This is a genomic window from Bacillus sp. GW823-FHT06A11, from assembly GCF_058795355.1.
Genome location: NZ_JBXAHS010000001.1, coordinates 883,333 through 905,134 on the forward strand (window position 1 = coordinate 883,333; position 21,802 = coordinate 905,134).

A 21,802-nucleotide genomic window follows, 5' to 3' on the forward strand; every position below is an offset into this window, starting at 1 on the left:
AACACCATCTCAAGTTATTTTAGTCGTAATAAGTTGGCCAGCTTCATTAATAGTAACTTTCCATTTCACTCCACTAGCAGTCTTCATGATTATACCTTTACTTGCCTCTATTTCAATATCTCCAAACATTCTTCCTCCAGTTGTCGCTAACCAAGCACTCCCATTTTCCATAGAAGATCTTGCAAAGATACGATTAATTCGAAAACGCTTATGGTCTTGAGAATAACCACTTAATGTAATTCTAACTTTATATAACTGACTCGCCTTCATATTCGATATAATTGTATCGCCAACATTTAATGGAACATCCAACGCGATAACCCAACTTCCAGTTGCACTTAATGCATATTCAATTTTAATTTTCTTTGGACTCTCTCCCCACCCAAAATACATTCCAAAACAATTTAACATTTGTATTGGTTTTTTCGTAAAATCCAGTTCAATTACAACTGGATTACTATCTGGAACGTCAATATAGTTTACACTTTGTTCATCTATTAAATTAAAGCAATTTGTGAGATTTCCCCCGTACGGCACTTTTCCACTTACTTGCTTAACGTTATATTTCTGCTGAGCATTTACTAAAATATCATCTTGATTTCCTATTAAATGAGGTCTATTTAACGTCAAAGGTAACTGAATTCGTAGGGATTCTTCATAAGTAGACTTACAAACATTGTATTGTCCTTGATCTACAATAGTTGTCGAAAGCAGATTTGAAAAAAGGTAGTTACGATGAGAATTGGAAGAAAATTCAATAACAATTTGTTCACTACTCATCCGGTACGTATCCCAGATCATACAATCAAATGTATTATACGCACCTGAACAACGAATTACTTTGTTCGTTTGTTGTCTACATTGCACTTGAATATCATGAAACGTATTTCCTGAACTTTCATTTGGCAAATCACTATTTCCATCTACTTCAATCCCATACACACATCCATCAATAAATATAGATTGAAATACATTGGCGTTAATCCAACAAGGTGTATTAATATCATCTATATACTCTGTTTTCAAATATATTGCAGTTTGAAAGTTTTTAATTTGAATAAATTTAACTTGAAAGAAACTAATATAATCCCATGCCTTTTGACAATAAAAATGTATAGCTTTTCCTTTATACGATGGAGTTGTATTTATTATATTTATATTTGATATAACAGATTGATTAGGTACTTCGATTTGTTGTGAACCAGAAACATAAATAACAGCAGATTGAAACAATGGATTTATAACTTGAATAGTACCACCAACTATCGAAGCGTTACTTTGTAGCTCAAATGCATTAAAATCTCCATCAATTTGCAGCGTTACGGTAGGATCTAACTCTAATCTTACGTTTGATTTAATAACAATCGGCTTTACAATTTTGTACGTATTTACTCCTGTAATTTTTACTGTCGAAATTCGGTTAGCTACACAATAATCAATAGCTTGTTGAATTGCTAATGAGCTATCATTTACCGAGTTTGGAACTGCGCCAAAACAATCAATGTGAACGCTACTTTCTGGCGCACAATCTTCTTGGGAAGAAATATATTCTGACAAAATAAATTCACTCCTCATATTACCTTTTTTCATATAATATGTGAGTTCTCTCTTAAAAGTTTCTATAATAAAAAAAACAAACGACCTACCCGGTCATTTGTTTAACTCATATATATTTTTCGTTTCTTCTATCATTTTAGTTAACGAGAAATACCTCACTGCTTTCTCTCGTGCTTTCAATCTAATATCATTTACCCTTTCTTCATTCCCTTGTAGTTCTTCAAGTGCACTTGCGAATTCAGATTCGCAATATTCAGATATCAAAACACCTGATTCTCCATCTATTACCGCTTCATTTATTCCGCCAACATCTATTGAAACAATTGGTGTCCCTGTAGCCATCGCTTCAATTACTACCATTGGAAACACTTCACGAAAAGATAATAAAAGTAAGGCATCCATATTCCCTATAAACTCATGCGGCTCTGAAATATTCCCTAGCATCTTCACCCTTTGCCGCAATCCATATTTTTCTATTTCTTTCATAATCGATTCTTTCTCTGGTCCATCACCAGCAATATAAAACATAAAATCATTTCTCTTTTTCAACACATTTGCAATTTTGACAAATAGTTGATGGTTTTTCTCTTTGGATAATCTAGCTAATATCCCTATTTTATATGTAGGTTCTTTCTTCTTCTGCTGGAATAAAAACTTTTCAATATCGACACCGTTATAAATTGTATTTATTTTTTCTTCTGCTACATGAATTGAAATTAAATTATTCTTTTCAAACTCACTTACTGTAATAATATTGTTTACATATTTATTCATGAAATAACGAAAAAGCGTTGGCATTTTCTTTTCTAATATCGTTACATTATGTTTCGTATAAACAATTTTCATCTTTTTTTTAATAAACTTTTGAATTAGAAAAGCATATAATACCATTCGCAAACTATTTGCATGAATAAGTTCTATCTTTCGTTTACAAATTTCATTTCGTAAATAATAAATATTTCTCAAATGATTCCATCGACTAAGTAATATAAAATTTTCTTTTCTAGTAAGAGATTCATATAGTTCTCCATCACCTGCAGCTGTATAAATCTTAAAATCATCATAACGCAAATTACTTTCCAATTTACAGAAATAGCTCTCGGCTCCGCCAGTTATCAATTTATCTGTCATCAACAGTATATTCATAATTGCGTCTTCCCAACTACATTAATTTTATTTTTTTTATAAGCATGATAAGCATACTTACTAAAATAGTAAAAAATTTGCACCGAATTCAGTCGTTCTTGTTCCCTTAACAATTTCCAATACCGGAAAGCTGCTCTAATTTTATTTCTAGAAACAGAATTTGTAACAATTCTATATTTTGCTAACACTTGCTGTATCCCTTTTGCTTCATACCCTTCATGTAATAAGTTCAGCCATAACGCTGTATCTTCCGGCTGTATACTAGGCATTTCGACATATGGAATTTTTTCACGATCAATCATCACTGTTAAACAACCGATAATTGTATTTCCTACTAAATAATGATAGTCAACAGATTTTGGTGCACTCACTTCACGATTTAATTCATTACCATTTTCATCAATTAAACTATACGACGCATATGAAAAAGCAATATTCATTTCTTCCATAAATAACAATTGTGTCTTCAATTTATGCGGCAACCATATATCATCACTATCTAAAAAGGCAATGTACCTTCCTCTTGCCTCTTGGATCGCTAAATTCCGAGCTTTAGCAGCACCAACATTTTCTTTTAATGATAATAACCTAATTCGTGAGTCTCCTTCTATTATCTCTTTAATTTTCGCGGCAGATTGGTCGGTTGAACCGTCATCAACGATAATCATTTCCCAGTTTTCATACGATTGATTCTGTACAGATGAAATTGTCTCACCTATAAATCGTATACTATTATAAGAAGGTGTTATTACAGAAACATAAGGCGGCTCGTTAGGCTCGTTATGTACTGATAGACATTTTACCATCTATCTTTCCCCTTCCTTCATATATTGAAATATACTTCACAACAACTGCTAAAAATAAAAAGAACGCTTCGTTAATAATGAGTGACAATGACATCATCTGAAATAAAAATGCAATCATAGTCAATAGAAGATATGGTTTTTCACGAAACAAAGTATGCTGCGCTAGCTTGAACATTAATATGAATAAAAACGCGCTATATAGAAGAAAACCAATTGTACCCGATTCAGACAAAATTTCTAAAAATGTATTGTGTACATATAATTTTTCATTAAATTGATACTCATAATAATTCGAAAAGTTAAAAGCGCCGATTCCAATATATGGATTGAATAAATAATATTTAAAAGCAGCTTCCCATAATGTAAATCTACCACTTCCATTATCATGGGAAAAATCAGAAATTCGTTTATTTAATATATCATCTAATTGGCCCCCCATTACACTATTCGATAAACTAAAAATAACTACACTAAACAATACTAAACTCATAATTATTTTTATTTTTTTGGCGAAACTAGACATACATATATATACAAAAACGACAAGTACAAGCGCTAATATACCGCCCCTTGAAAAGGTTAATAGACTTGTCGTAACACATAAAATCAATCCTAAGATGTTAGTAATATTTTGTAAATTCGTCATATAGTACATAAAAAATATTGTATTATAAAAAATAAAAATGTTAGGATCATCTAGCAATCCAATTAATCGTGGATATCCTCTATCCACTAATAACCCAGCAAAAATTTCTCTCTCTTCTCCACCGTATAAACTAAAGTATTGTAAACCAATTATATATAGTATTAGACTTACAACATTAAATACTACTCCTACATAAGCAATAGATGATTCAAGTACCACTATTTCAGTATTCCCCAATAAATTCCTCATTATAAAATAGCATCCTAAAACGAGTAGCACGCCAAAAATCATACGAATACTAGCATTTAAATACATAGAAAGAATTCCACTTAAACAATAAATGAAATAAAACAGTAAAAATACAACTTCATGAAAATATAACTTTTGAATATGAAAGTTTTTAATTGTTAAACAAAAATATATGACTAAAAAAATCATATATATCTTCAATGAAAATCCAATATATAAATTGTATTTACTTAACATAACAAATAATATTAGAAGAATAATCCATCCCATCGATACTTTCATATTATTTTCCATAGGCTATATCCCCTGTTTCGTAATATAATCCTTTTTGCGTATTTTTCTTATAAAAGAAAGAAGAAGTTTTTTCAGCTCATAATCATATAGGAATATGGCAGCTACTACGATTATTATATTAAGAACAAGCGCAATTAAATGATATGTATGCAATATATATTGCACTCCAATAAAGGTTACACCAAAATAAATTGTATACGGTATTACAATTTGGAATACAATTTTTTTCTTCACTACACTTACCGCTATGTATCCCACTAAAGCGACGATTTCAAATAAAACCATAGCGTATGCCGCTCCTATCACTCCACCAATACTACTAAAGCTATAAAGCATAACCCCACCTATCACCAATGCTACACACTGCACAACAGTTCTCTTATTTTGACATCCACTCGTCGTTAAACCATCAGCAATGGCAATATTTAAACTCTGTAGCACAATAAGAAATGATAATATTTGGAGTGGTTCTACTGCATTGCTCCATTCTTCATGAAAAAATATAGAAATAAAGTATGGTGCTAAATGATATAAACCGATCGTCATACATATCCCTACAATCGCCATTGATTTAATTTGAAGCAAATTTAATTTCGTATGCTCTTCTATATTATTCTGGTTATAATGCTTAAAGAGCACTGGAAAAAATGCACCTGCAATTACCCCTGGTACTTGATATAAAGCTGCCGGCATCCGGTACGCCACTGCAAAAACACCTACCATACTTAATGGCAATGTATAGTTAAGCAAGATAGGTGCTAATTGTGGCGTACTCATTATTAAAAAACCGCTAATAATAAAGGGAGTTAATTGCCAAAATAACGCTTTATGAATTACGACTTTCATATTCATTTTCGTCTTTCTTCTCATGATATATATACTGAATAAACCACCGATCATATACCCAAAAGCATATAAGCGAGCCGTTACATACACCGGTAACTCTCCGAAAATACAAAAACATGTAATTATAATGACAACCGATGCTGATACAACTTTAATGAGCGCTATATACTTCATACGTTCCGTCAGTTGAAAATAGGCAATCCCTATATTTTGCCAAGTTAATCCTATTAACATGAAAAACATTACGTTTATCATCATATAAATTAAATTTTTGTCCGCATACATATAATGAATAACAATATAACCGATTATAGAAATAAAAATAAGTAGGATCATCCTTATTTTTATATACGATGATAAAATCTTCTCTAAATCTGCCCCATCCTTTGCCCCTTCTCGAAGAAACGTATTACTAAGTCCTAAGTCTGTAAAAAATAACATAACAAACGTCACTGCTATGGCAACACTAAACATCCCATAATGTTGTGCGTTAAAAAAGTTTGCTAAAACAATTAAACTGACGGCCTGAAGAAGGTTAGCTAAAATCGTACTATAAAATAGATGGATAATATTGTTTAGAATAGATCTACCCATACCAGTTCTCCTTTGCAAGTAACCTACTTACATATGTTGTTTGTTTACATATATATTTATCTTGCACCATTACCGTTCAATACAATTAAAACGGTTTTACATAAAATACGGATGTCCATTCGAATCGTTTTCATTTCAATATATTCCATATCCAACCTCAACTTTTCCTTTGGATCAAGATTATACCCTCCATTTATTTGCGCCCATCCTGTTAATCCTGGTTTTACCATTAAACGTTCCTTAAATTCTGGAATATACGCATCAAATTCATTATAAAAAAACTCTCTCTCTGGTCTAGGGCCTACAAAAGACATATCCCCTCTTAAAATATTTAAAAGTTGCGGTAATTCATCAATTCTCGTTTTTCTTATAAACAATCCAACTTTTGTAATTCTTGAATCATGTTCTTTTGCCCATTGTGGGCCATTTATTTCAGCATCCTTTACCATCGATCTTAATTTAAATACATTAAACTTCTTCCCGTTTATACCTAAACGTTCTTGAAAGTAAATTGGAGCCCCTGATGTTTCTAAAGTAATCATAATACAAAAGAACAACATAATTGGTATCGTTAATAGTAACAATATGATTGAAAATATAATATCAAACAAGCGTTTTACACTTCGATTCAATATGCTAGGCTTTTCTTGAGCTGGAATCGTATACAACTTGGCTTGATTTGTTTCACGAATCATGGATCGTTACCCCCACATTCAAGAATATAAAATTATCCCTATTAATTCACATTCTTTTCTATTTATATTCGCTATTACTTTTTGCACTGTACGTAGTGAATCTTTTCGCTTTTTAACTGCTAAGACTACTCCATCGCATTTCCCTGCAATAATGTGCGTAGCAGGAAGATCAAATACTTCAGAAGAATAAAAGAAAATGTAATCAAAATCTTCTTTCCACTTAGCAATTGCATTATCAAATTCATCCATAGCAACTAAGGGCGTCCCTGTGTGTACTGTTTTTTTTGCAGGAATACAATATAAGTATTTAGACAAATTACTAGAAAAAGATTCATAATTACAGGGGGAAGAGCTTATTATATCGTTTACTGTTATCATGTGATCACTTTGTAATAATACATGTAATTTTGGGTCAGAAAAATTCACATCAATAAGTAACACCTTTTTCTTCATTTCAGCAAACACTAGACCCATATTTACTATAAGCGAGGCAACAACACCTCTGTCCTTCGTTGAACTAACTGTGAACAGTTGTTTTCCAGATTTTTTCAACTCGTGATACACCGTATAAAACTGCTCTTTCATCAGATCATCATGCAGATCGAATGGCAGCTGTTTCTTTGTCCTAAACATCGACATGTTCACCTCGATATATAGATGATTGTTTATCAACCTCTGTAAGTTTCTTTTTTCTATTCGGTTTCATATTTATGTGACCAATAACAGAGACTGTTGTTATTTTCTCTAAATCCTGTTCCATGTATATACGTTCATCAAAATAATCTCGAAATACAGCTAAACCTATCCCAACAAAAAAACTAACAATTAAAGAAATAGGAATGATTAGTTGAAATTTCGGAAACAATTTTTCAGCCTGTTCCTGTAACTCAGGATCAGTCAATACTTTCACTCCTTGTACATTTGTGTACTGTTGAAAGCTTTTTTGTGATTGCTCTGCCAATGTCTTTACAATATCTTTCACGACTTTCGGATTGGAATCTTTTACTGTAACAGTTACAATTTGTGAGTTGTCCGTATTCAATACCGAGATTTTTTGTGCTAATTCATAACTTGATTGCTCTAATTTCAAAGTTTTTTTGACTGTTGAAATAATTAATGGGCTTTTTAAAATATCAACATACGATGTTACTAGTTGCTTATTTTCTTGTGTTTTATTTGTTGAATTTTCCTTATTAAACTCATCTAAATTCCCAACAAGAATTTGCGTTGAATATTGATATGACGGCTTTAAAACATACATAGAGATAAGAACTAAAGAAGCGGTTAAACAACACATCGTTAAAATAATCGTTACGAATCTTCTTTTCAATAATTGTTGAAAATCTTTTATACTCATTTCTTGCTTCAATTATTTCACCGCCCTTTTCTGAATAACATCCTGCAAGTCACTCTTTACAGATACCCCTCTCTTCTTTCTATCCACTTGTTTTGTTACATACTTTCCGACTCTGAATGCAAATTTTTCTACATATATATACGAAAGTATTGCAAGTATAAACGAAAAAACAAGTGAAAAAATTAAAATAATTGGCAACGGTAATATTTCATGGAGCATGTATATAAGGGAAAATAACGATATAATATGATATAAATAAAGACTGTAAGAAATCTTCCCCAAATATAACAAGTATTTATTACGTAGTAAGGACGACAAAGTTGATATTGACAAGCTTAATATGACAAATAGACATGCACTTATCGCCACTACGTAGTCTCGAAATATAAAATTATTGAGTACTTTCATTTCTCCAATAAGCCCTTCATACATAAAAAGTAAAATCGCAAATAAAAACCATGCAATTTTCGTATTTTTAGTACAATTACTATAAAAAACTATTAAATTATTTTTATACTTCGCAACTAGTGCTCCTAGTAAAAACAGCACCGTGTAATGCAATGTTAATGCATAGCTTGTTAATGTTAAGCCCGAGCGAAACAAAAATAATATTACGACAGAACATATACTAAAACTAAACAATAATAGTAATGAACACCTTAACGTTTTTCGTAAACAAATCATCAAAATTAACGGAAAAATTATTGATATTCGCATTTCATGGACAAGTGACCAAATGACACCGTTATATGCATCTGTATTATATTTCCCCACCAATAAAATATGTTGTGCGATTAAGCTTGAAGAACTTTCAATCGTCCATGAGCGATTAAACCATTCACTTAAATAAGAAATACCATATTCACTAATTGTAGCCTGGCATATAATAGCTATTATTATTGCCACAATATAAGGAATATATATTCTGCATATACGTTTTAAAAGGTATGATCCATAGCTACTATAGTTTTTTTGAATAGATTCATACAAAACAAATCCGCTCAAAACAAAAAAGATAATAACAGATTCGTTACCACTACTAAAAATTAGACGAGCAGGTGTTTCTTTTAATAGGTACACAACAAATGGTTTATTATCTTCATAACTGTAATTTTGAAATGCTGAAAAAATCATTAAATGATGACCGATCATTACTACTAATGAAGAAATCCCTCTTATAGAGTCCAATTCTTCGTATCTCTTCATCTTTTTACATCAACTCCTAATGAAATGATACTAATCATTTCAAAGCGACATCTTTATTCATATTCCTCTCCTTTCTTTTCATTCCAATTTTTCATATTAAAATGATTTTATAGTATAAATTTGAGTGTATTGTAACATTTTTTGTAATATTATGAATAGCGAATCTCAAAAATTGGTATATACCAATTTCAACCTCGAAAAATGAGTAATATTGATAGAAAAACACTATAAAAATATCTTGCATATTTACAAAATTAAAGAGATGAATAGCGTTTTTTCAATATAAAATAAAAAAGATAGCCTATATAGGCTATCTTTTTTATTTTATTTAATTACTCGCACCACTATATGCTACATGTCGTTTCTCAATTCTCTCTTCAATTTCTTTCATATTTTCTTTATTATTTAATAGTGATTGTTTATTTTCAATTAATAATTGTTTAAAAGATTTCCTCACTTTTTTTCTCATTTTCATTGTCCTCCTTGGGGGATGGTTTATATAAAAGATAAAGAATTATCTGTGTGTCCTTATAATAATTGATTGTTGTGAATTCTATTTGAACTTCATATGAAAATTCCGTTTATTTTCTGACAACTTTGTGAACACGAAAAAAAGACTCTCTAAAACTATGTTGAAATTAATTCACTTCATTATAAAAATTACTATTCCCATCAACTTTTATCATTATATCTTGTCGAAACATTTATATATTTAAAATTGAGTTCGACATAATTTTATTTACTATAATACTGTTTACAAAAACAAAAAGAAGGTGTCACCAAGTCAAATTTCGACTTATGCAACATCCCTCTTTCCAAACTATTTATAGCATATTTATTAATATTTCAGGTCTTCCCCAATTCATTTCTTCACAAACAAATCTAAGTTTTTCTTCATCCATTGTGTGTAATCCCTCTTCTAGTAAACATGAAATTGGAACTTCACAGTGAATTTGTGCTAATTGCAACGAAATATTTAAGTTCTCTAAATCACTTTCAATCTTCGTACGCTGCGCTTTTGTTAATGATTCTACATTTTCTAGTACAGCGGATACTGTTCCGTGCTCTTGAATAAGCTTATACGCTGTTTTTTCACCGATACCTTTTACACCTGGATAATTATCACTTGTATCTCCCATGAAAGCTTTTGCATGGACGATTTGCCACGGCTCTACACCTTTTTCTTCCATGATTTTCTCCGGTGTGTAATATTCGTAATTTCCAATTCCTTTACGCAGAAGCATAACCGTAACGTTCTTATCAACAAGTTGAAGTAAATCTGTATCACCAGTTAAAATATAAACTTCAGCTTCATTGCAGTATTGTTTTGCAAGCGTACCGATACAATCGTCCGCTTCGTAGCCTTTCATACCGATAACTGGAATGGATAATTTCGCAGTCATTTCTTGCACTAAATCAAATTGAGGAATTAATTCTTCTGGTGGCGCTGCACGATTTGCTTTATAATTCGAGAACGATTCTGTTCTAAATGTCGTACTTCCCATATCCCAGCATGTAACGATATGTGTTGGTTCAATCGCTTGCGTAGCTGTTAACAAGTGTTTCATATAACCATGAATCCCATTCGTAGGGGTTCCATCTTGTCGTTTCATAAATTGTCCGTAGACACTTGTTGCGTAAAAAGCACGAAATAATAGTGCCATACCATCAACTAATAATACTTTTTTCATAATTCCTCTCCTATTAAAAAAATAATAACCTCACGTTATCACGTAAGGTTATATAAATAGATTACCATTCTACGTTTTTGCTCAACTTTGTCTATTATACATTGTTTTTGTATATTTAGCACCATTAACACATTAAGACGTTCTACTACAACAAGTATGCAATATGCCTGAATACGTATTTTTTCCAGTAGAAACAACGACAGCCTTTGCACTTCCACTAACGATATGTGAACCTTTAAAACATACATTTTCAAGCTCAAGTGGATTATAATCTTTCATCCGTTTTAATGGAATAAATCGTTTACGTTCAAGGTGATAGCAGCTTTCAAACTTCTCTATACTCGCTTCGTTTCCCGTTAACACAGACTCATTCACTAATAAATCATCTGCATAAATAATACGTACATCAGCTGGCACAGCATCTCCAGCCGAAAGAAAAATCATATCTCCAGGTACAAGTTCTTGCACTGGTATCTCCATCATTTTCAGTTCACTATTTAGCCCTGTACTACTAGAACATTCTACTCTAGATACAGTAATCGTTTCACGTTGTAATTCATCACACACACGTTGTTTTGAAAAACCTGGAATCATGCCACCAAGCTTCATCATTACTTCTGCAAGAATTGCTCTTTTTGAAGTTAGTTCATTTCGGCCATATACTTGAATACGTTTTTGCGCCTCTTTCATTGATAGTCCGTCTCTTGTTGTTTTAAAATATGCAAATACAGATTTTACATCTCTTGTTGCAATTTCAATTAATAAATCTTTATTTTTTTGGAGCATTGTTTGTTCTTTTATTGATTTTTTATTTAGTTTATATGACGTGTTACCCACAGTTTTGTTTGCATATAACATATTATCGTCTCCTCCTTTACAACATAGGAAGAAACGCTTTGTTTCTCAATTTATCCACTTTACTGTGAAAGTGTCTAGCGCTTTATAAACGCTACATTGTGATAAATATAGAGGGAGGAACAAATCGTTTCCTGCCTACATCATATATTTTTGATTTGAAGTATATGGGTAACGGAACCGAGTCAGAATTTGACATGCTCCTCACCTCCTCGTTTAATTTTATAGTTTATACTATGAAATTACTCATAGCTTGGTAACAAAAAAGACCCCTACCCTTAAGAGAGTAGTGGCCATTACATACACAAATAAACGATTTCTAATATAATTAGAAATCTACGGACCTCTCCCTCGCCGAGTTTTAGCACTGTATAGCATAGGTACATTACCAGCTACGTTAAGAAAAACCTTAATTCGATCATTCCTGTTGACCCATTGGCGTCTCTCGACATTTTTGGGCAGTAGCATTTCTCTATACAGGAGCCTCACCTAACAGAGACTTATTTTCATTACATTGAAAATGTTACTCTTATTTAAAATAGATGTCAACAGTAGCCTACAATTTTTTCAAAAGGTATGGCAAACTAACGTATATAAAGTGAAACTTTAATCAGTGGGGGTTTTGTTCATCCCCCACTGATTATTAGCCCTCACCAATCGGGCTGCCCGGCAAATAGCGGGATAAAATAAAAAACTTTACGTTTAAACGTAAAGTTTTTAATAAGTTATACAACCAGCGATTACAATCCCAATCGAAAGCGATAAAAACATAAGAAAAAGACCGACTGCTTGATTATCTTCTTCGAGACTTTTGTTTATATTAAAGCGTGGTGTAAGCCACTCAGCTAAATAAAAGACGATAATTTGAGCCAAAATCCCAACTGCTCCCCACGAAATCATATCAAGAAGTGAAATTGAATTAGCTGCTGTCGAATATAAAACAACAGCTAACCCAAGTAATCGTCCTCCAAGCACATAGCTTACCGCCTTATTTCCTTGAGCCATTAACTTAAATTCCTTTACTTTCGTTGTCACTTCCATCAAGAACAGACCTATACATAAAAGGCCGAGTGTTACTGCTAAATATAATAAAAAATTAATCATTTTTCCCCCTCCTTTTTATACCTACCGGTAAATAGTACGATTCATTTCCTGTAATCTTTTCTCCCGCACGAATACCGATACTACTCGCTTTTCCAGCAATTAAAAACGAACCAAACACATATGACAGTTTCTCGATCCCTTTTTCTGTTTCCAAGGATACGACTGGCAGTTCGGTATACTTTTGAAATATCGGCAGTGACGCTTTATACGTTTCGTGTGCATTTTGAAGCATAATATTTTCGTCTTTATCGCGAATCGTAATTGTATCTCCTTCTCTCCCAAATGAAGGTTTTTGAACGAAAGAACCTTTTCCTAAAAATAAATCTGGTTCTAAATATGTAGGTAACATATATTCTTTAATCCACTGTTGTTCCTCATTTGTATAAAAGACCTCTTCTTCTGCTAACCCCCAAATAAGACACTGAATTGATTTTGGCTGAAGTAAAAATGCTGACAAAGGATTTATTATAAAAAGCTTTCCGGCTTTTACAAGTTGTAACAGTTCCACACCTACCAAATCTCCTGTTTCAGGATCTTGATCCTCAATTAAATCTTCTATCGGATATGTTTGGCGATATAAAACATCAATCTTCGCCCCATCTTTATCGACTAGAGCACCCTTTGTAATTCTAAGTTCTGACATTGGCACTACTTTATTTTCAACATGGCATAGCTGACTTAAATACATAGTGGTATTCCAATCCTCGATATGTTCATGATGTGCTGTAAAAACAACATTTGGATTATCTAATCCCTTTGTCGCTTCCATTACTGCTTTCGTTACACCAGAAGATAGCAATCGTTCTTGATCCGAGTTTGGATCATCATAGCCTAGATTTTCACATACTTTCCTATTCATTCGAAAACATTCCACAATAAAAGTTGGTGTATCACTATTAAACTCAAGCATTTTGATTTTATTATCCTCTGTTACAGCAAAATCAAATCGCGAAATTACAGATTCAGGATAAAGCCCTTTCATTCTAATGAATGATAAACTCGCGGATGGAAAGCCAAGATCTAGAAGCTGTTCGTCACTTAAATTACGCAGCAGTCTAGCAGTCTTAAAAAATATTTTCCCCATTCGTTCAGTCGCTAAGTGTAATTGGTCCAAAGTCTGATTTGTTATAGAAAAAACATGAAACAAACTATACTCACATTCATATAAATCCGACCAAAAATTCGGATATTTTAAATAAAATTCTTTTCGATCCCTTATGTATTGCGACATATTTTAGCCCCCAAATCCTCCCTTTGAACCGCTTCCAATTCCACCTTTAAATTCAGCAGACGATTGATACGATTTAAACGCCGATGAATTTTTAAAAGTAGATTTATTTTGATAGTATCGCCCACCATAGAAATAATGCCCACGATAACCTGAACTACTATCATCACACTGCCATACCCCAAGTTCATCATCCCAATCCCAATCAGAACAACTATTATCATTCGGTTTTGGGGGAAGATCTTGTGCGCAACCAAATAAAGTGCCAGTCATTAAAGACGTTACGACACCACCTACTAGCCATTTCGTTTTTGTCACCTTCGCACTCCCCTTTTTAAATTCTATTCCTATTATATAGGATGGCATGATAAAGTAGAAGAAAAAGGAAGAAGAGGGATTGAATGCGCTTAGAATATCGACTTAATGATGAAACGAAAGGGTATCCTGCTTTATGGAACTACGCCAATATTTCTAATTCTGAAATTATCGCACGCATGACTTGTGAATATTTTATTAAAGAGAAAAATACTTATGTTGTTACTGCAACTTCGGTTGATCCAGACGGAACAGCAGTTATTTATATTCAAAAAGAAGTTTTCGCCAATGACCCTTCAGACCCTACATACTCCCACATCGGTTTTGAAATTAGAGAACTAAGTGAAACGAGTTCAAGCTTAGTAGATAGTCAAGATGTATGGAACTACGAAGAAATTTTACCATCTCTTCATTCAGATATTATATATATTCAGCGAGACGGCATGTCTATGGAATTCTCCTTGGATTCAAGAGAGATTGATGAAGACAGAAAGTGCTACATTTATTACGGAAACTTCACAGGTGAATCAAGATAATATTGATATATCTATGCAACAAAAAAACCTTACGTATAAAACGTAAGGTTTTTATATAGCCCCACATATGCCGTTCTCTCTAGATGTCCATAAACCTGCTCTCACAGGTGGATGCTCTCACAAATGTTTGTAACTTCCTTCTTAAAAAGATGGCATGTTAGCTACATTTAAATATTGAACTTCCATATTAAACTTATTGGTTTAAGACATGCATAAGCTACGTACACCGTAGGAATTTTATATAAGGTTAGTTGAAATAAGACCCCCGCACGTGCCGCTCCTCGTAAATGTCCAAAAACCCGCTACTCGCAGGTGGATGCCCTCACAGTTACCGTACATCTTCCTCCACAAGGAAGGCTTGATGATGGTCGCTAAATATTGAGCTTCCGTATAACTAACATCGGTTTTAGACATAAATAAGTTACGTACACCGCAGGATGTATTATTTACTTGTCGTTATATTATCACATTGTTTCCAATGTGTAAAATACAAAGTTTTTCGAGCAATCTCTTGCTTGTGACCTTATTTTAATACAAATTATTTTTGCATGCAAGTGATTAATCTTCTTCTTTTGCAATTTGATTTTCTGGATAAGAAATCCAATCACTCCAGCTACCTGCATACAATTTAACATTTTGGAATCCAGCCAATTTTAACGCAATGATATTTGGACATGCCGTAACACCAGAACCACAATATACAATGGTTTCCTTATCTTTCGACAGATTTTGAAATCGTTCTTGTTGCTCAGCTTCATTCTTAAATTGTCCTGATTGCAACATTCCATCCTTCCAAAAATAGTTTGTTGCTGTCGGAATATGTCCTGCTTTATGATCGACAAGTTCCTCTACACCAGCATAACGTTTTGGCTCTCTTGAATCAATTAACGTAACATCTGCACCTGCCTGGATATTCTCTCTTACTGTTTCCATCGATACAAGCATATGATCTTGTATGTTTGTTTTAAATGTTTTTCGTATAACAACAGGAATTTCCGTTGTTGTCGGTAGTCCATTCTCTTTCCAAACCGGGAAACCACCATCTAATATATATACTTTCTCATGTCCTACATAGTTACATAACCACCATAAACGAGCAGCATTTGCACCAGCTTGACTGTCATACGCAATTACTGTCATATGTTCATCAATACCAACCTCCGAAAGCTTGTCCGCAAACTCTTCAATGCTTGGCAACGGATGGCGGCCACCATGTTCTGCTATAGGACTTGATAAATCTAAATTCAAATCAAAATATAACGCATGAGGAATATGTTCTTCTTCATACTTTTCTCTACCCCAATTAGGATTCGCTAAATCAAAACGACAATCGATTACACGGACGTTCTCATCTTCTATATGCTCACGTAACCATTCGACTGTAACTATCATCTTTAACGACCTTCTTTCTCTTGTAAACGACTTACATACTCCATAACCATTTCTTCTGTAACATATTTACGCTGCAAGGTAACACCATTTTTTGCAAGATCATTAATTTGCTTTGTTACAACATTAATGACATCAACCGAAAATTCTTTCCCATTTGACGCAAGAGATACGGCTGCTTCAATAGCTGCTTCACGCTGCGCATCTAATTGTAAACATGCTTTTACACTTTCATTTTGTTTACGAGAATGTGCTGTAATTGCTTTATGTACTTCCATCTTCTCTTCCCCCTAAATAAGTTATACGTTCTAATTCAATTCCATTGCAAGCCGAATCATATCACGGCATACAATGCCATTTTCAATAATCTCTTCTTCATAATGCTTCGAAAAGTAATCAAAATCAATAGAAAAAATACGAAATCCACATTTTTGATATAAAGCAAGTTGTGAAACACTAGAATTGCCTGTACCAATTTCAAGTTTTGACATACCATATCCTTTAGCAGTTTCTACGGCATGCCTTAATAGCTTCTTCCCAATCCCTTTTCCTTGCAAATGCTCTGCAACCGCAATATTCATGATTTCCATCGTCTTCGGCCTTGTTTCCAAAAGAACATACACACCGATGATGCTGCCCCCTTGCTTTGCTACGTATGTTAACCCTCTTTGTACATATATAGCTATTTGCCGTTCACTTGGATCAGCAAGTAGCAATAAAGACTTCGGTATAGCCTCTTTTAAAATACGTTCTATTACAAAAGACATAAAAAATCCCCCCATCTCTATTGTTCTAAACCCTCCTTGTCTACCATAAATAATAGAAAGGAGGGATTCACCATGGACAACAATGAGAAAAAATGCAACGTCATCTCTATTGATGGAAAGAAGAAGAAAAGCGACACGTATTCCTATCCAAAATTAGTAGTTGAAAATAAAACATACGAATTTTCTTCATTCGTCTTATGCGGTGAAACACCAGATGGCAGACGACTCGTTCTTACTCATATGATTTCTACCGATGAATTTGCTGGATTTGTCAAATCTTTAGATACTGTACTGCAAAAGAAAATTGAACGAATCTTTTTCTCATAACGACTATATAACATAAATTTCTTTTTCAATCTCTACTAACTGATTGTGCAATTGTTCTTTACTTTGTTCATATAGAGATACATCGATCGTTTCAGCCAATGCAAACAATATACTTTCATAATAGTTCATTACATCTTGTTGCATCACTTTTTGGAATAAGTTCCACTTCATATCCCATTCTTGCTTATAATGATGGACAAATAAATCTTTTTCATCGGCTACATAGTTTGATACAAGCGGTTCTAATACAGATTTAGCGTCTTCTTGCATAAAAGCTTTGTCATTCTTTTCAAAAAAGCTTTTCTCATTTTTAAAATGTGCCAGTGCTTTTTTGAAATCTTTTATTTCAACTGAAGGGAACGGTTCTTTATGTGTAATATCTTTATATTCATACTCAACTGTTCCATTCATAGAAATTGATTGATTTTCTACTTTACAGTTCACTACAATTTCGTCCTTTGCACGCTTCATCGCTTCGTCTATCCATTTTTCAAGACGTAATGATGTCGCACGCATTTCTTGTAATAAATCATGCTGAATAAATGCTACTAATTCCATAACACACTGTTGCAATTGTGTTTTCACATTTCCATCCGTTCGAAGTGACGCCGGATTAATAAATTCAGTAAACACATCGTTATAACGTAGGAATAGACGCTGTTGCACGTAATAAAGCAACTCTTTCACTTCATTTTGCATCGCCTGTTCTTCAGCAAGTACACTATATGATGAAATAATATGAAGTAGTTGATCACGCTCTGCTTCATATTTTTTCGTTTGCTTCTCTTTCTCTTCATTCCCCTGCTTTGCACCATTTATCATGTTTACTAAAAGCTGATCTGCCCCTTGCAACGCACCATATAGAGCATGCACAGAAACAAGCATTAAATCTCTCATCATAAAGGACGTAAATGATTCCTCAAACTTAGTAATTCCAGAGTTTTGTAAAATACCATACTTCTCTTTTTCAACATTCTTTCCTTGTTTCTCTTCAAGCGCACATAAACTTGAAATTGCAAATAAACGCGGATTTCTAATACCGTATTGCAGTAGCTGATCTGCGATATAACCTTTTACCATCTCAAGTTCTTCTTCAGACTCTGCTAAATCCGCCGCATTAATTAAGAAGAACATTTTATCAAGGGCAAAAGTATCCTTTACACGCCCAAGCTGAATTAAAAATTCACGATCAGCACGAGAGAATACATGGTTATAATATGTTACAAATAAAATAGCATCTGCATTTTTAATATACTGGAATGCAACATCCGTATGGCGAGCATTAATAGAATCCGCTCCAGGTGTGTCTACAAGCGCTACTCCCTGCCTTGTTAAAGCACAATCATAATAAAGCTCCATATACTCAACGAAGCATGATTTTTCTTCATTCGCTACATAATCAGAGAACTCTTCTAATGTGACTTGTACTTGTTCTCCTAAATAAGTAGAAACTGCATCATACCCTTTTTGTACCGCTCGTAAAAAGCTAAATGTTGTTTTTTGCTTCCCAGTCGGTGAAGGATATTTCATAACTTTATCAATTTGTGCTAACGCCTCATCTAACGTAGTAATCTCATAATGAAACAGCTTATAAACAGCTTTCATATCTTCTAATAGAGCTTGCTTTGATTTGAATTGAACCATTACTGTTCCGTGTGGTTTTTCCTCTGTAACCGGCAAAATTTGATTAATCGTTGCCGTCGTCGGATTTGGTGATACAGGAAGTACCTTCTCACCAAGTAAGGCATTGGCAAATGATGATTTCCCAGCACTAAAAGCTCCGAATAACGCTACTGTAAATTGTTTCGTTTCCACACGACGCCTTTTTTCTATCACCTCTTGCTGTACATGTTTCAGCGCTGGCAATGGCTCTAATATCATTTCAGCTTTCTTCACTTTCTCTAATATACGCTGAATATTTAAAGCTGCCGTTCCTTTTATCTCTTCTTCATGAGCCGCTACGTTATCATTTACCATTTCCTGCTCTTGTAGTGTGAATTTCTCACTAACAATTTGTTTTTCACGTTGCAATATCTCCTCTATTTGCAATCCTTCTGGTGTAGCAACACGCTCGTGCCAAACATTTTGTAAATAACTTTCATATGTCTCTAAATTGTTACTGTATTGTAATTCCGTCTCTTTTGCCGTTTGCAACATCGTATATTTTTCAATCTCTTCTTCCATACGAGCAACTGCTTCCTTCACTTTTTGCTTTAAAACAACTGCACTTTTATCAAAAATTTGCTGTGCTTTTGTAAAATAACGTTTCTTCAGTTCATTCGCTACATCCGCTGTATAAAGAAGTAAGTAATCACCTGTGAAACCTGCACCTTGTTTAATGACTTCAGCTAACATTTCTGGTCCAAAAGCAATTTCTAAAGCATATATGTCTTTCCCAATTTCCTCCGTGAACAATCCTTCTTCTTTTAAGAAGGCTACAATAAATTCTTTCACATGAAAATCAAGTTGCGTTTCAACAGTCTTTTGAAGGGCAGAATAAAACGCCTCTACACGTCTTTGTTTTTCTTGCTCCGTCTTTCCTTTCGCAAATAGCAAACCAACTTTAAACTTTGTTAATTTCGTTTCTAAATATGCATTTGCCAATTCTCTCATTTCAAATGGCATTAAATACGCGTTATCTAATATAGCTTGTAAACCTTTTATAAATTCGTTTCTCACATGAGATTCTTTACTAGCCTCGCGATGTTTAGTTTCCGTTAGCTCTTCTTTCTTTTCAACTATTTCTGAAATCAAAAGCGGTGATGCTAACTCTTCCTCATATGTCAAAAGAGCTTTTTCATTTTCAGAAACAATAAACGAGAAATGTTCTCCCATTAAATGTTCTGTTTCTCGCTCCATTCCCTCTCTTACATACTGCTCTTTTTCTTTCATAATAGAAGTAATTAATGTTTCTAAGCTTCCAATTTCATTATGTGGATGGTTCATCATTCGTAATGACGTATAATAAACTCCATCTACTTCAATATCCCAGTTAGAGAACGATTGTTTCACACTATCTTTATAATCCTCAAATGATAATTCATTTTCTTTATGTTTATCTATTTGATTTACAACGAGATAAACCGTTTTATTACGTTGTTTCAATTCTTTAACAAATTGCAAATTCACTTCCGATTGGACGTGATTATAATCCATCATATAAAAAATTACGTCTGCTAGATGTAGCGTTGATTCTGTCGCTAGTTGATGGGCATCATCTGTTGAGTCAATCCCTGGTGTATCAACTAACATAACACCCTCAGGAATTGGTGCATCATTCCGATAAATATGAACACCAATTACCTCATCGCCATCTTTACAAATTTGCTTTAATTCTTCTGCTGAATATGCACCGTCATATTCGTACTGTTCTCCAGATTTAATCGTAACAACAACACGATCAAATCCCTTTTCAATTTTAACGACGTTAGCGCTTGTCGGAATTGGACTTGTTGGTAACAACTGCGCTTTATATAGATGATTCATCATCGTTGATTTCCCTGCTGAGAAGTGACCGCAGAACGCTATCATAAGCTGCTCTCGTTTATATTTTTGAATTACTTCAAACAACTTTAAGCTATTCTCTGCATCGCCGTGTTTTTGCCACTCTTCATAAAAACAAACAAGTTTTTTCATACCGTTTGTCTGTACTATGTTTGTCATCCCCTTGTTCCCCTTTATCCAAGATGTATATACTTTTCCCCGCTAATTGCGAGCTCATAACCAGTGAGAGTTACACTTACCCATTGATTACAGTTTTACTTTACTATCATACTAAATTTTCAGCATATTCTCATTAAAAATAAAAAATCCCTTTCATTCTTTTTACAAATGAAAGGGATTTTATGTCATATCACTCATTTTGCTGTTCCTACTCCATTTAAAACATACTTTGCAATAACTGCATATACAGCAACTGTACCTGCTACTAATGCATATACCATACTCATGCACCAACCTTTTTGATAATGATTATCACTTTTGAATACATTTTATCATTAAAGAGAATCATTATCAACACTTTTCATAAAGAAAGCTCCTTATAAGAAGGAGCTTTACTGCCTGTTTTGAAAAAGGTTAAAACTTGTTGTGCACTCTTATTATATCTCATAATACACATCTTAACAGTTTTAAAAATTGGAAATTACCTATATACCCTCTTCTTTACATTTTGTATAATAAAAGGGAATTACT

21 protein-coding genes, 2 other RNA genes and 1 riboswitch are annotated in these 21,802 nt (G+C 33.3%); of the genes, 2 read left to right on the plus strand and 21 right to left on the minus strand.

The window, feature by feature from the left end; all coding sequences use genetic code 11:
- Positions 1 to 9: 9 nt before the first annotated feature.
- From AC1Q8L_RS04275 to AC1Q8L_RS04345, 15 genes are all read right to left on the minus strand, one after another.
- Positions 10 to 1,557, minus strand: coding sequence for a glycoside hydrolase family protein (locus AC1Q8L_RS04275; protein WP_000006065.1), 1,548 nt, complete (start codon positions 1,555 to 1,557; stop codon positions 10 to 12).
- A gap of 93 nt (positions 1,558 to 1,650) precedes the next feature.
- The gene (locus AC1Q8L_RS04280; protein ID WP_001023701.1) at positions 1,651 to 2,703 is read right to left on the minus strand and encodes a glycosyltransferase family 4 protein; all 1,053 of its coding nucleotides are present in this window, start codon (positions 2,701 to 2,703) and stop codon (positions 1,651 to 1,653) included.
- On the minus strand, positions 2,700 to 3,509 hold the full coding sequence (locus tag AC1Q8L_RS04285; protein ID WP_000237699.1) for a glycosyltransferase family 2 protein: 810 nt from the start codon (positions 3,507 to 3,509) through the stop codon (positions 2,700 to 2,702). Before AC1Q8L_RS04285 ends, AC1Q8L_RS04280 begins: the two co-directional genes overlap by 4 nt.
- Complete coding sequence (locus tag AC1Q8L_RS04290) at positions 3,484 to 4,698, minus strand: O-antigen ligase family protein (protein ID WP_000429879.1); 1,215 nt, start codon at positions 4,696 to 4,698, stop codon at positions 3,484 to 3,486. The genes AC1Q8L_RS04285 and AC1Q8L_RS04290 overlap by 26 nt, the downstream gene beginning before the upstream one ends.
- Positions 4,699 to 4,701: 3 nt before the next feature.
- The gene (locus AC1Q8L_RS04295; RefSeq protein WP_000533729.1) at positions 4,702 to 6,138 is read right to left on the minus strand and encodes an oligosaccharide flippase family protein; all 1,437 of its coding nucleotides are present in this window, start codon (positions 6,136 to 6,138) and stop codon (positions 4,702 to 4,704) included.
- A gap of 56 nt (positions 6,139 to 6,194) precedes the next feature.
- A complete protein-coding gene (locus AC1Q8L_RS04300; RefSeq protein WP_000617644.1) occupies positions 6,195 to 6,833 on the minus strand; it encodes a sugar transferase in 639 nt (212 codons plus the stop codon).
- Positions 6,834 to 6,851: 18 nt separating this feature from the next.
- A complete protein-coding gene (locus AC1Q8L_RS04305) occupies positions 6,852 to 7,472 on the minus strand; it encodes a CpsD/CapB family tyrosine-protein kinase (RefSeq protein WP_002093924.1) in 621 nt (206 codons plus the stop codon).
- Positions 7,459 to 8,202: a YveK family protein gene (locus AC1Q8L_RS04310; RefSeq protein WP_000807053.1), complete on the minus strand. Its 744-nt coding sequence runs from the start codon at positions 8,200 to 8,202 to the stop codon at positions 7,459 to 7,461. The genes AC1Q8L_RS04305 and AC1Q8L_RS04310 overlap by 14 nt, the downstream gene beginning before the upstream one ends.
- Entirely contained in the window at positions 8,203 to 9,396 is a 1,194-nt protein-coding gene (locus AC1Q8L_RS04315) for an acyltransferase family protein (protein ID WP_000833049.1), read from the minus strand.
- A gap of 328 nt (positions 9,397 to 9,724) precedes the next feature.
- Positions 9,725 to 9,865: an FbpB family small basic protein gene (locus AC1Q8L_RS04320; RefSeq protein ID WP_001228048.1), complete on the minus strand. Its 141-nt coding sequence runs from the start codon at positions 9,863 to 9,865 to the stop codon at positions 9,725 to 9,727.
- Between the two features lie 355 nt (positions 9,866 to 10,220).
- Positions 10,221 to 11,087, minus strand: a complete 867-nt coding sequence (locus AC1Q8L_RS04325) for a 5'-3' exonuclease (protein ID WP_000757069.1) — start codon at positions 11,085 to 11,087, stop codon at positions 10,221 to 10,223.
- Between the two features lie 132 nt (positions 11,088 to 11,219).
- Positions 11,220 to 11,945, minus strand: coding sequence for a P-type ATPase actuator domain-containing protein (locus tag AC1Q8L_RS04330; RefSeq protein WP_000964944.1), 726 nt, complete (start codon positions 11,943 to 11,945; stop codon positions 11,220 to 11,222).
- A 335-nt stretch (positions 11,946 to 12,280) separates the two neighbouring features.
- Positions 12,281 to 12,446: riboswitch (M-box (ykoK) riboswitch) on the minus strand.
- A 213-nt stretch (positions 12,447 to 12,659) separates the two neighbouring features.
- The gene (locus AC1Q8L_RS04335; RefSeq protein WP_000606862.1) at positions 12,660 to 13,046 is read right to left on the minus strand and encodes a DUF350 domain-containing protein; all 387 of its coding nucleotides are present in this window, start codon (positions 13,044 to 13,046) and stop codon (positions 12,660 to 12,662) included.
- Entirely contained in the window at positions 13,039 to 14,277 is a 1,239-nt protein-coding gene (locus AC1Q8L_RS04340) for a glutathionylspermidine synthase family protein (protein WP_000084938.1), read from the minus strand. The genes AC1Q8L_RS04335 and AC1Q8L_RS04340 overlap by 8 nt, the downstream gene beginning before the upstream one ends.
- A 3-nt stretch (positions 14,278 to 14,280) precedes the next feature.
- A complete protein-coding gene (locus AC1Q8L_RS04345; protein WP_000169030.1) occupies positions 14,281 to 14,592 on the minus strand; it encodes a hypothetical protein in 312 nt (103 codons plus the stop codon).
- Between the two features lie 83 nt (positions 14,593 to 14,675).
- Here AC1Q8L_RS04345 and AC1Q8L_RS04350 point away from each other — a divergent pair, with 83 nt between their 5' ends.
- Positions 14,676 to 15,125 carry a hypothetical protein gene (locus tag AC1Q8L_RS04350; RefSeq protein WP_001235522.1) on the plus strand — a complete coding sequence of 150 codons (450 nt, stop codon included), beginning with the start codon at positions 14,676 to 14,678 and terminating at the stop codon, positions 15,123 to 15,125.
- A gap of 54 nt (positions 15,126 to 15,179) precedes the next feature.
- On the opposite strand, the gene ssrS (AC1Q8L_RS04355) is transcribed toward AC1Q8L_RS04350, so the two are convergent.
- From ssrS (AC1Q8L_RS04355) to AC1Q8L_RS04375, 5 genes are all read right to left on the minus strand, one after another.
- Positions 15,180 to 15,363: non-coding RNA, 6S RNA (ssrS, locus tag AC1Q8L_RS04355), on the minus strand.
- A 21-nt stretch (positions 15,364 to 15,384) separates the two neighbouring features.
- Positions 15,385 to 15,567: non-coding RNA, 6S RNA (ssrS, locus tag AC1Q8L_RS04360), on the minus strand.
- Positions 15,568 to 15,683: 116 nt separating this feature from the next.
- Positions 15,684 to 16,517, minus strand: coding sequence for a sulfurtransferase (locus AC1Q8L_RS04365; RefSeq protein ID WP_000637575.1), 834 nt, complete (start codon positions 16,515 to 16,517; stop codon positions 15,684 to 15,686).
- 2 nt (positions 16,518 to 16,519) lie between these two features.
- On the minus strand, positions 16,520 to 16,792 hold the full coding sequence (locus AC1Q8L_RS04370; RefSeq protein ID WP_000451820.1) for a YpbS family protein: 273 nt from the start codon (positions 16,790 to 16,792) through the stop codon (positions 16,520 to 16,522).
- A 30-nt stretch (positions 16,793 to 16,822) separates the two neighbouring features.
- Positions 16,823 to 17,281, minus strand: a complete 459-nt coding sequence (locus AC1Q8L_RS04375; protein WP_000011410.1) for a GNAT family N-acetyltransferase — start codon at positions 17,279 to 17,281, stop codon at positions 16,823 to 16,825.
- 72 nt (positions 17,282 to 17,353) lie between these two features.
- On the opposite strand from AC1Q8L_RS04375, the gene AC1Q8L_RS04380 reads away from it, so the two are divergent.
- Complete coding sequence (locus AC1Q8L_RS04380; RefSeq protein ID WP_000369740.1) at positions 17,354 to 17,608, plus strand: DUF3931 domain-containing protein; 255 nt, start codon at positions 17,354 to 17,356, stop codon at positions 17,606 to 17,608.
- A gap of 3 nt (positions 17,609 to 17,611) precedes the next feature.
- On the opposite strand, the gene AC1Q8L_RS04385 is transcribed toward AC1Q8L_RS04380, so the two are convergent.
- Positions 17,612 to 21,271: a dynamin family protein gene (locus tag AC1Q8L_RS04385; RefSeq protein ID WP_000182156.1), complete on the minus strand. Its 3,660-nt coding sequence runs from the start codon at positions 21,269 to 21,271 to the stop codon at positions 17,612 to 17,614.
- Between the last annotated feature and the right edge of the window lie 531 nt (positions 21,272 to 21,802).

Coding starts and splice junctions, on each gene's coding strand:
- AC1Q8L_RS04300 (WP_000617644.1), bottom strand. CDS start 6,833: ATGATTCGTGAAACAAATCAAGCCAAGTTGTATACGATTCCAGCTCAA.
- AC1Q8L_RS04350 (WP_001235522.1), top strand. CDS start 14,676: ATGCGCTTAGAATATCGACTTAATGATGAAACGAAAGGGTATCCTGCT.
- AC1Q8L_RS04365 (WP_000637575.1), bottom strand. CDS start 16,517: ATGATAGTTACAGTCGAATGGTTACGTGAGCATATAGAAGATGAGAAC.
- AC1Q8L_RS04335 (WP_000606862.1), bottom strand. CDS start 13,046: ATGATTAATTTTTTATTATATTTAGCAGTAACACTCGGCCTTTTATGT.
- AC1Q8L_RS04380 (WP_000369740.1), top strand. CDS start 17,354: ATGGACAACAATGAGAAAAAATGCAACGTCATCTCTATTGATGGAAAG.
- AC1Q8L_RS04330 (WP_000964944.1), bottom strand. CDS start 11,945: ATGTTATATGCAAACAAAACTGTGGGTAACACGTCATATAAACTAAAT.
- AC1Q8L_RS04315 (WP_000833049.1), bottom strand. CDS start 9,396: ATGAAGAGATACGAAGAATTGGACTCTATAAGAGGGATTTCTTCATTA.
- AC1Q8L_RS04305 (WP_002093924.1), bottom strand. CDS start 7,472: ATGTCGATGTTTAGGACAAAGAAACAGCTGCCATTCGATCTGCATGAT.
- AC1Q8L_RS04325 (WP_000757069.1), bottom strand. CDS start 11,087: ATGAAAAAAGTATTATTAGTTGATGGTATGGCACTATTATTTCGTGCT.
- AC1Q8L_RS04385 (WP_000182156.1), bottom strand. CDS start 21,271: ATGACAAACATAGTACAGACAAACGGTATGAAAAAACTTGTTTGTTTT.
- AC1Q8L_RS04295 (WP_000533729.1), bottom strand. CDS start 6,138: ATGGGTAGATCTATTCTAAACAATATTATCCATCTATTTTATAGTACG.
- AC1Q8L_RS04320 (WP_001228048.1), bottom strand. CDS start 9,865: ATGAGAAAAAAAGTGAGGAAATCTTTTAAACAATTATTAATTGAAAAT.
- AC1Q8L_RS04375 (WP_000011410.1), bottom strand. CDS start 17,281: ATGTCTTTTGTAATAGAACGTATTTTAAAAGAGGCTATACCGAAGTCT.
- AC1Q8L_RS04340 (WP_000084938.1), bottom strand. CDS start 14,277: ATGTCGCAATACATAAGGGATCGAAAAGAATTTTATTTAAAATATCCG.
- AC1Q8L_RS04280 (WP_001023701.1), bottom strand. CDS start 2,703: ATGAATATACTGTTGATGACAGATAAATTGATAACTGGCGGAGCCGAG.
- AC1Q8L_RS04285 (WP_000237699.1), bottom strand. CDS start 3,509: ATGGTAAAATGTCTATCAGTACATAACGAGCCTAACGAGCCGCCTTAT.
- AC1Q8L_RS04370 (WP_000451820.1), bottom strand. CDS start 16,792: ATGGAAGTACATAAAGCAATTACAGCACATTCTCGTAAACAAAATGAA.
- AC1Q8L_RS04290 (WP_000429879.1), bottom strand. CDS start 4,698: ATGGAAAATAATATGAAAGTATCGATGGGATGGATTATTCTTCTAATA.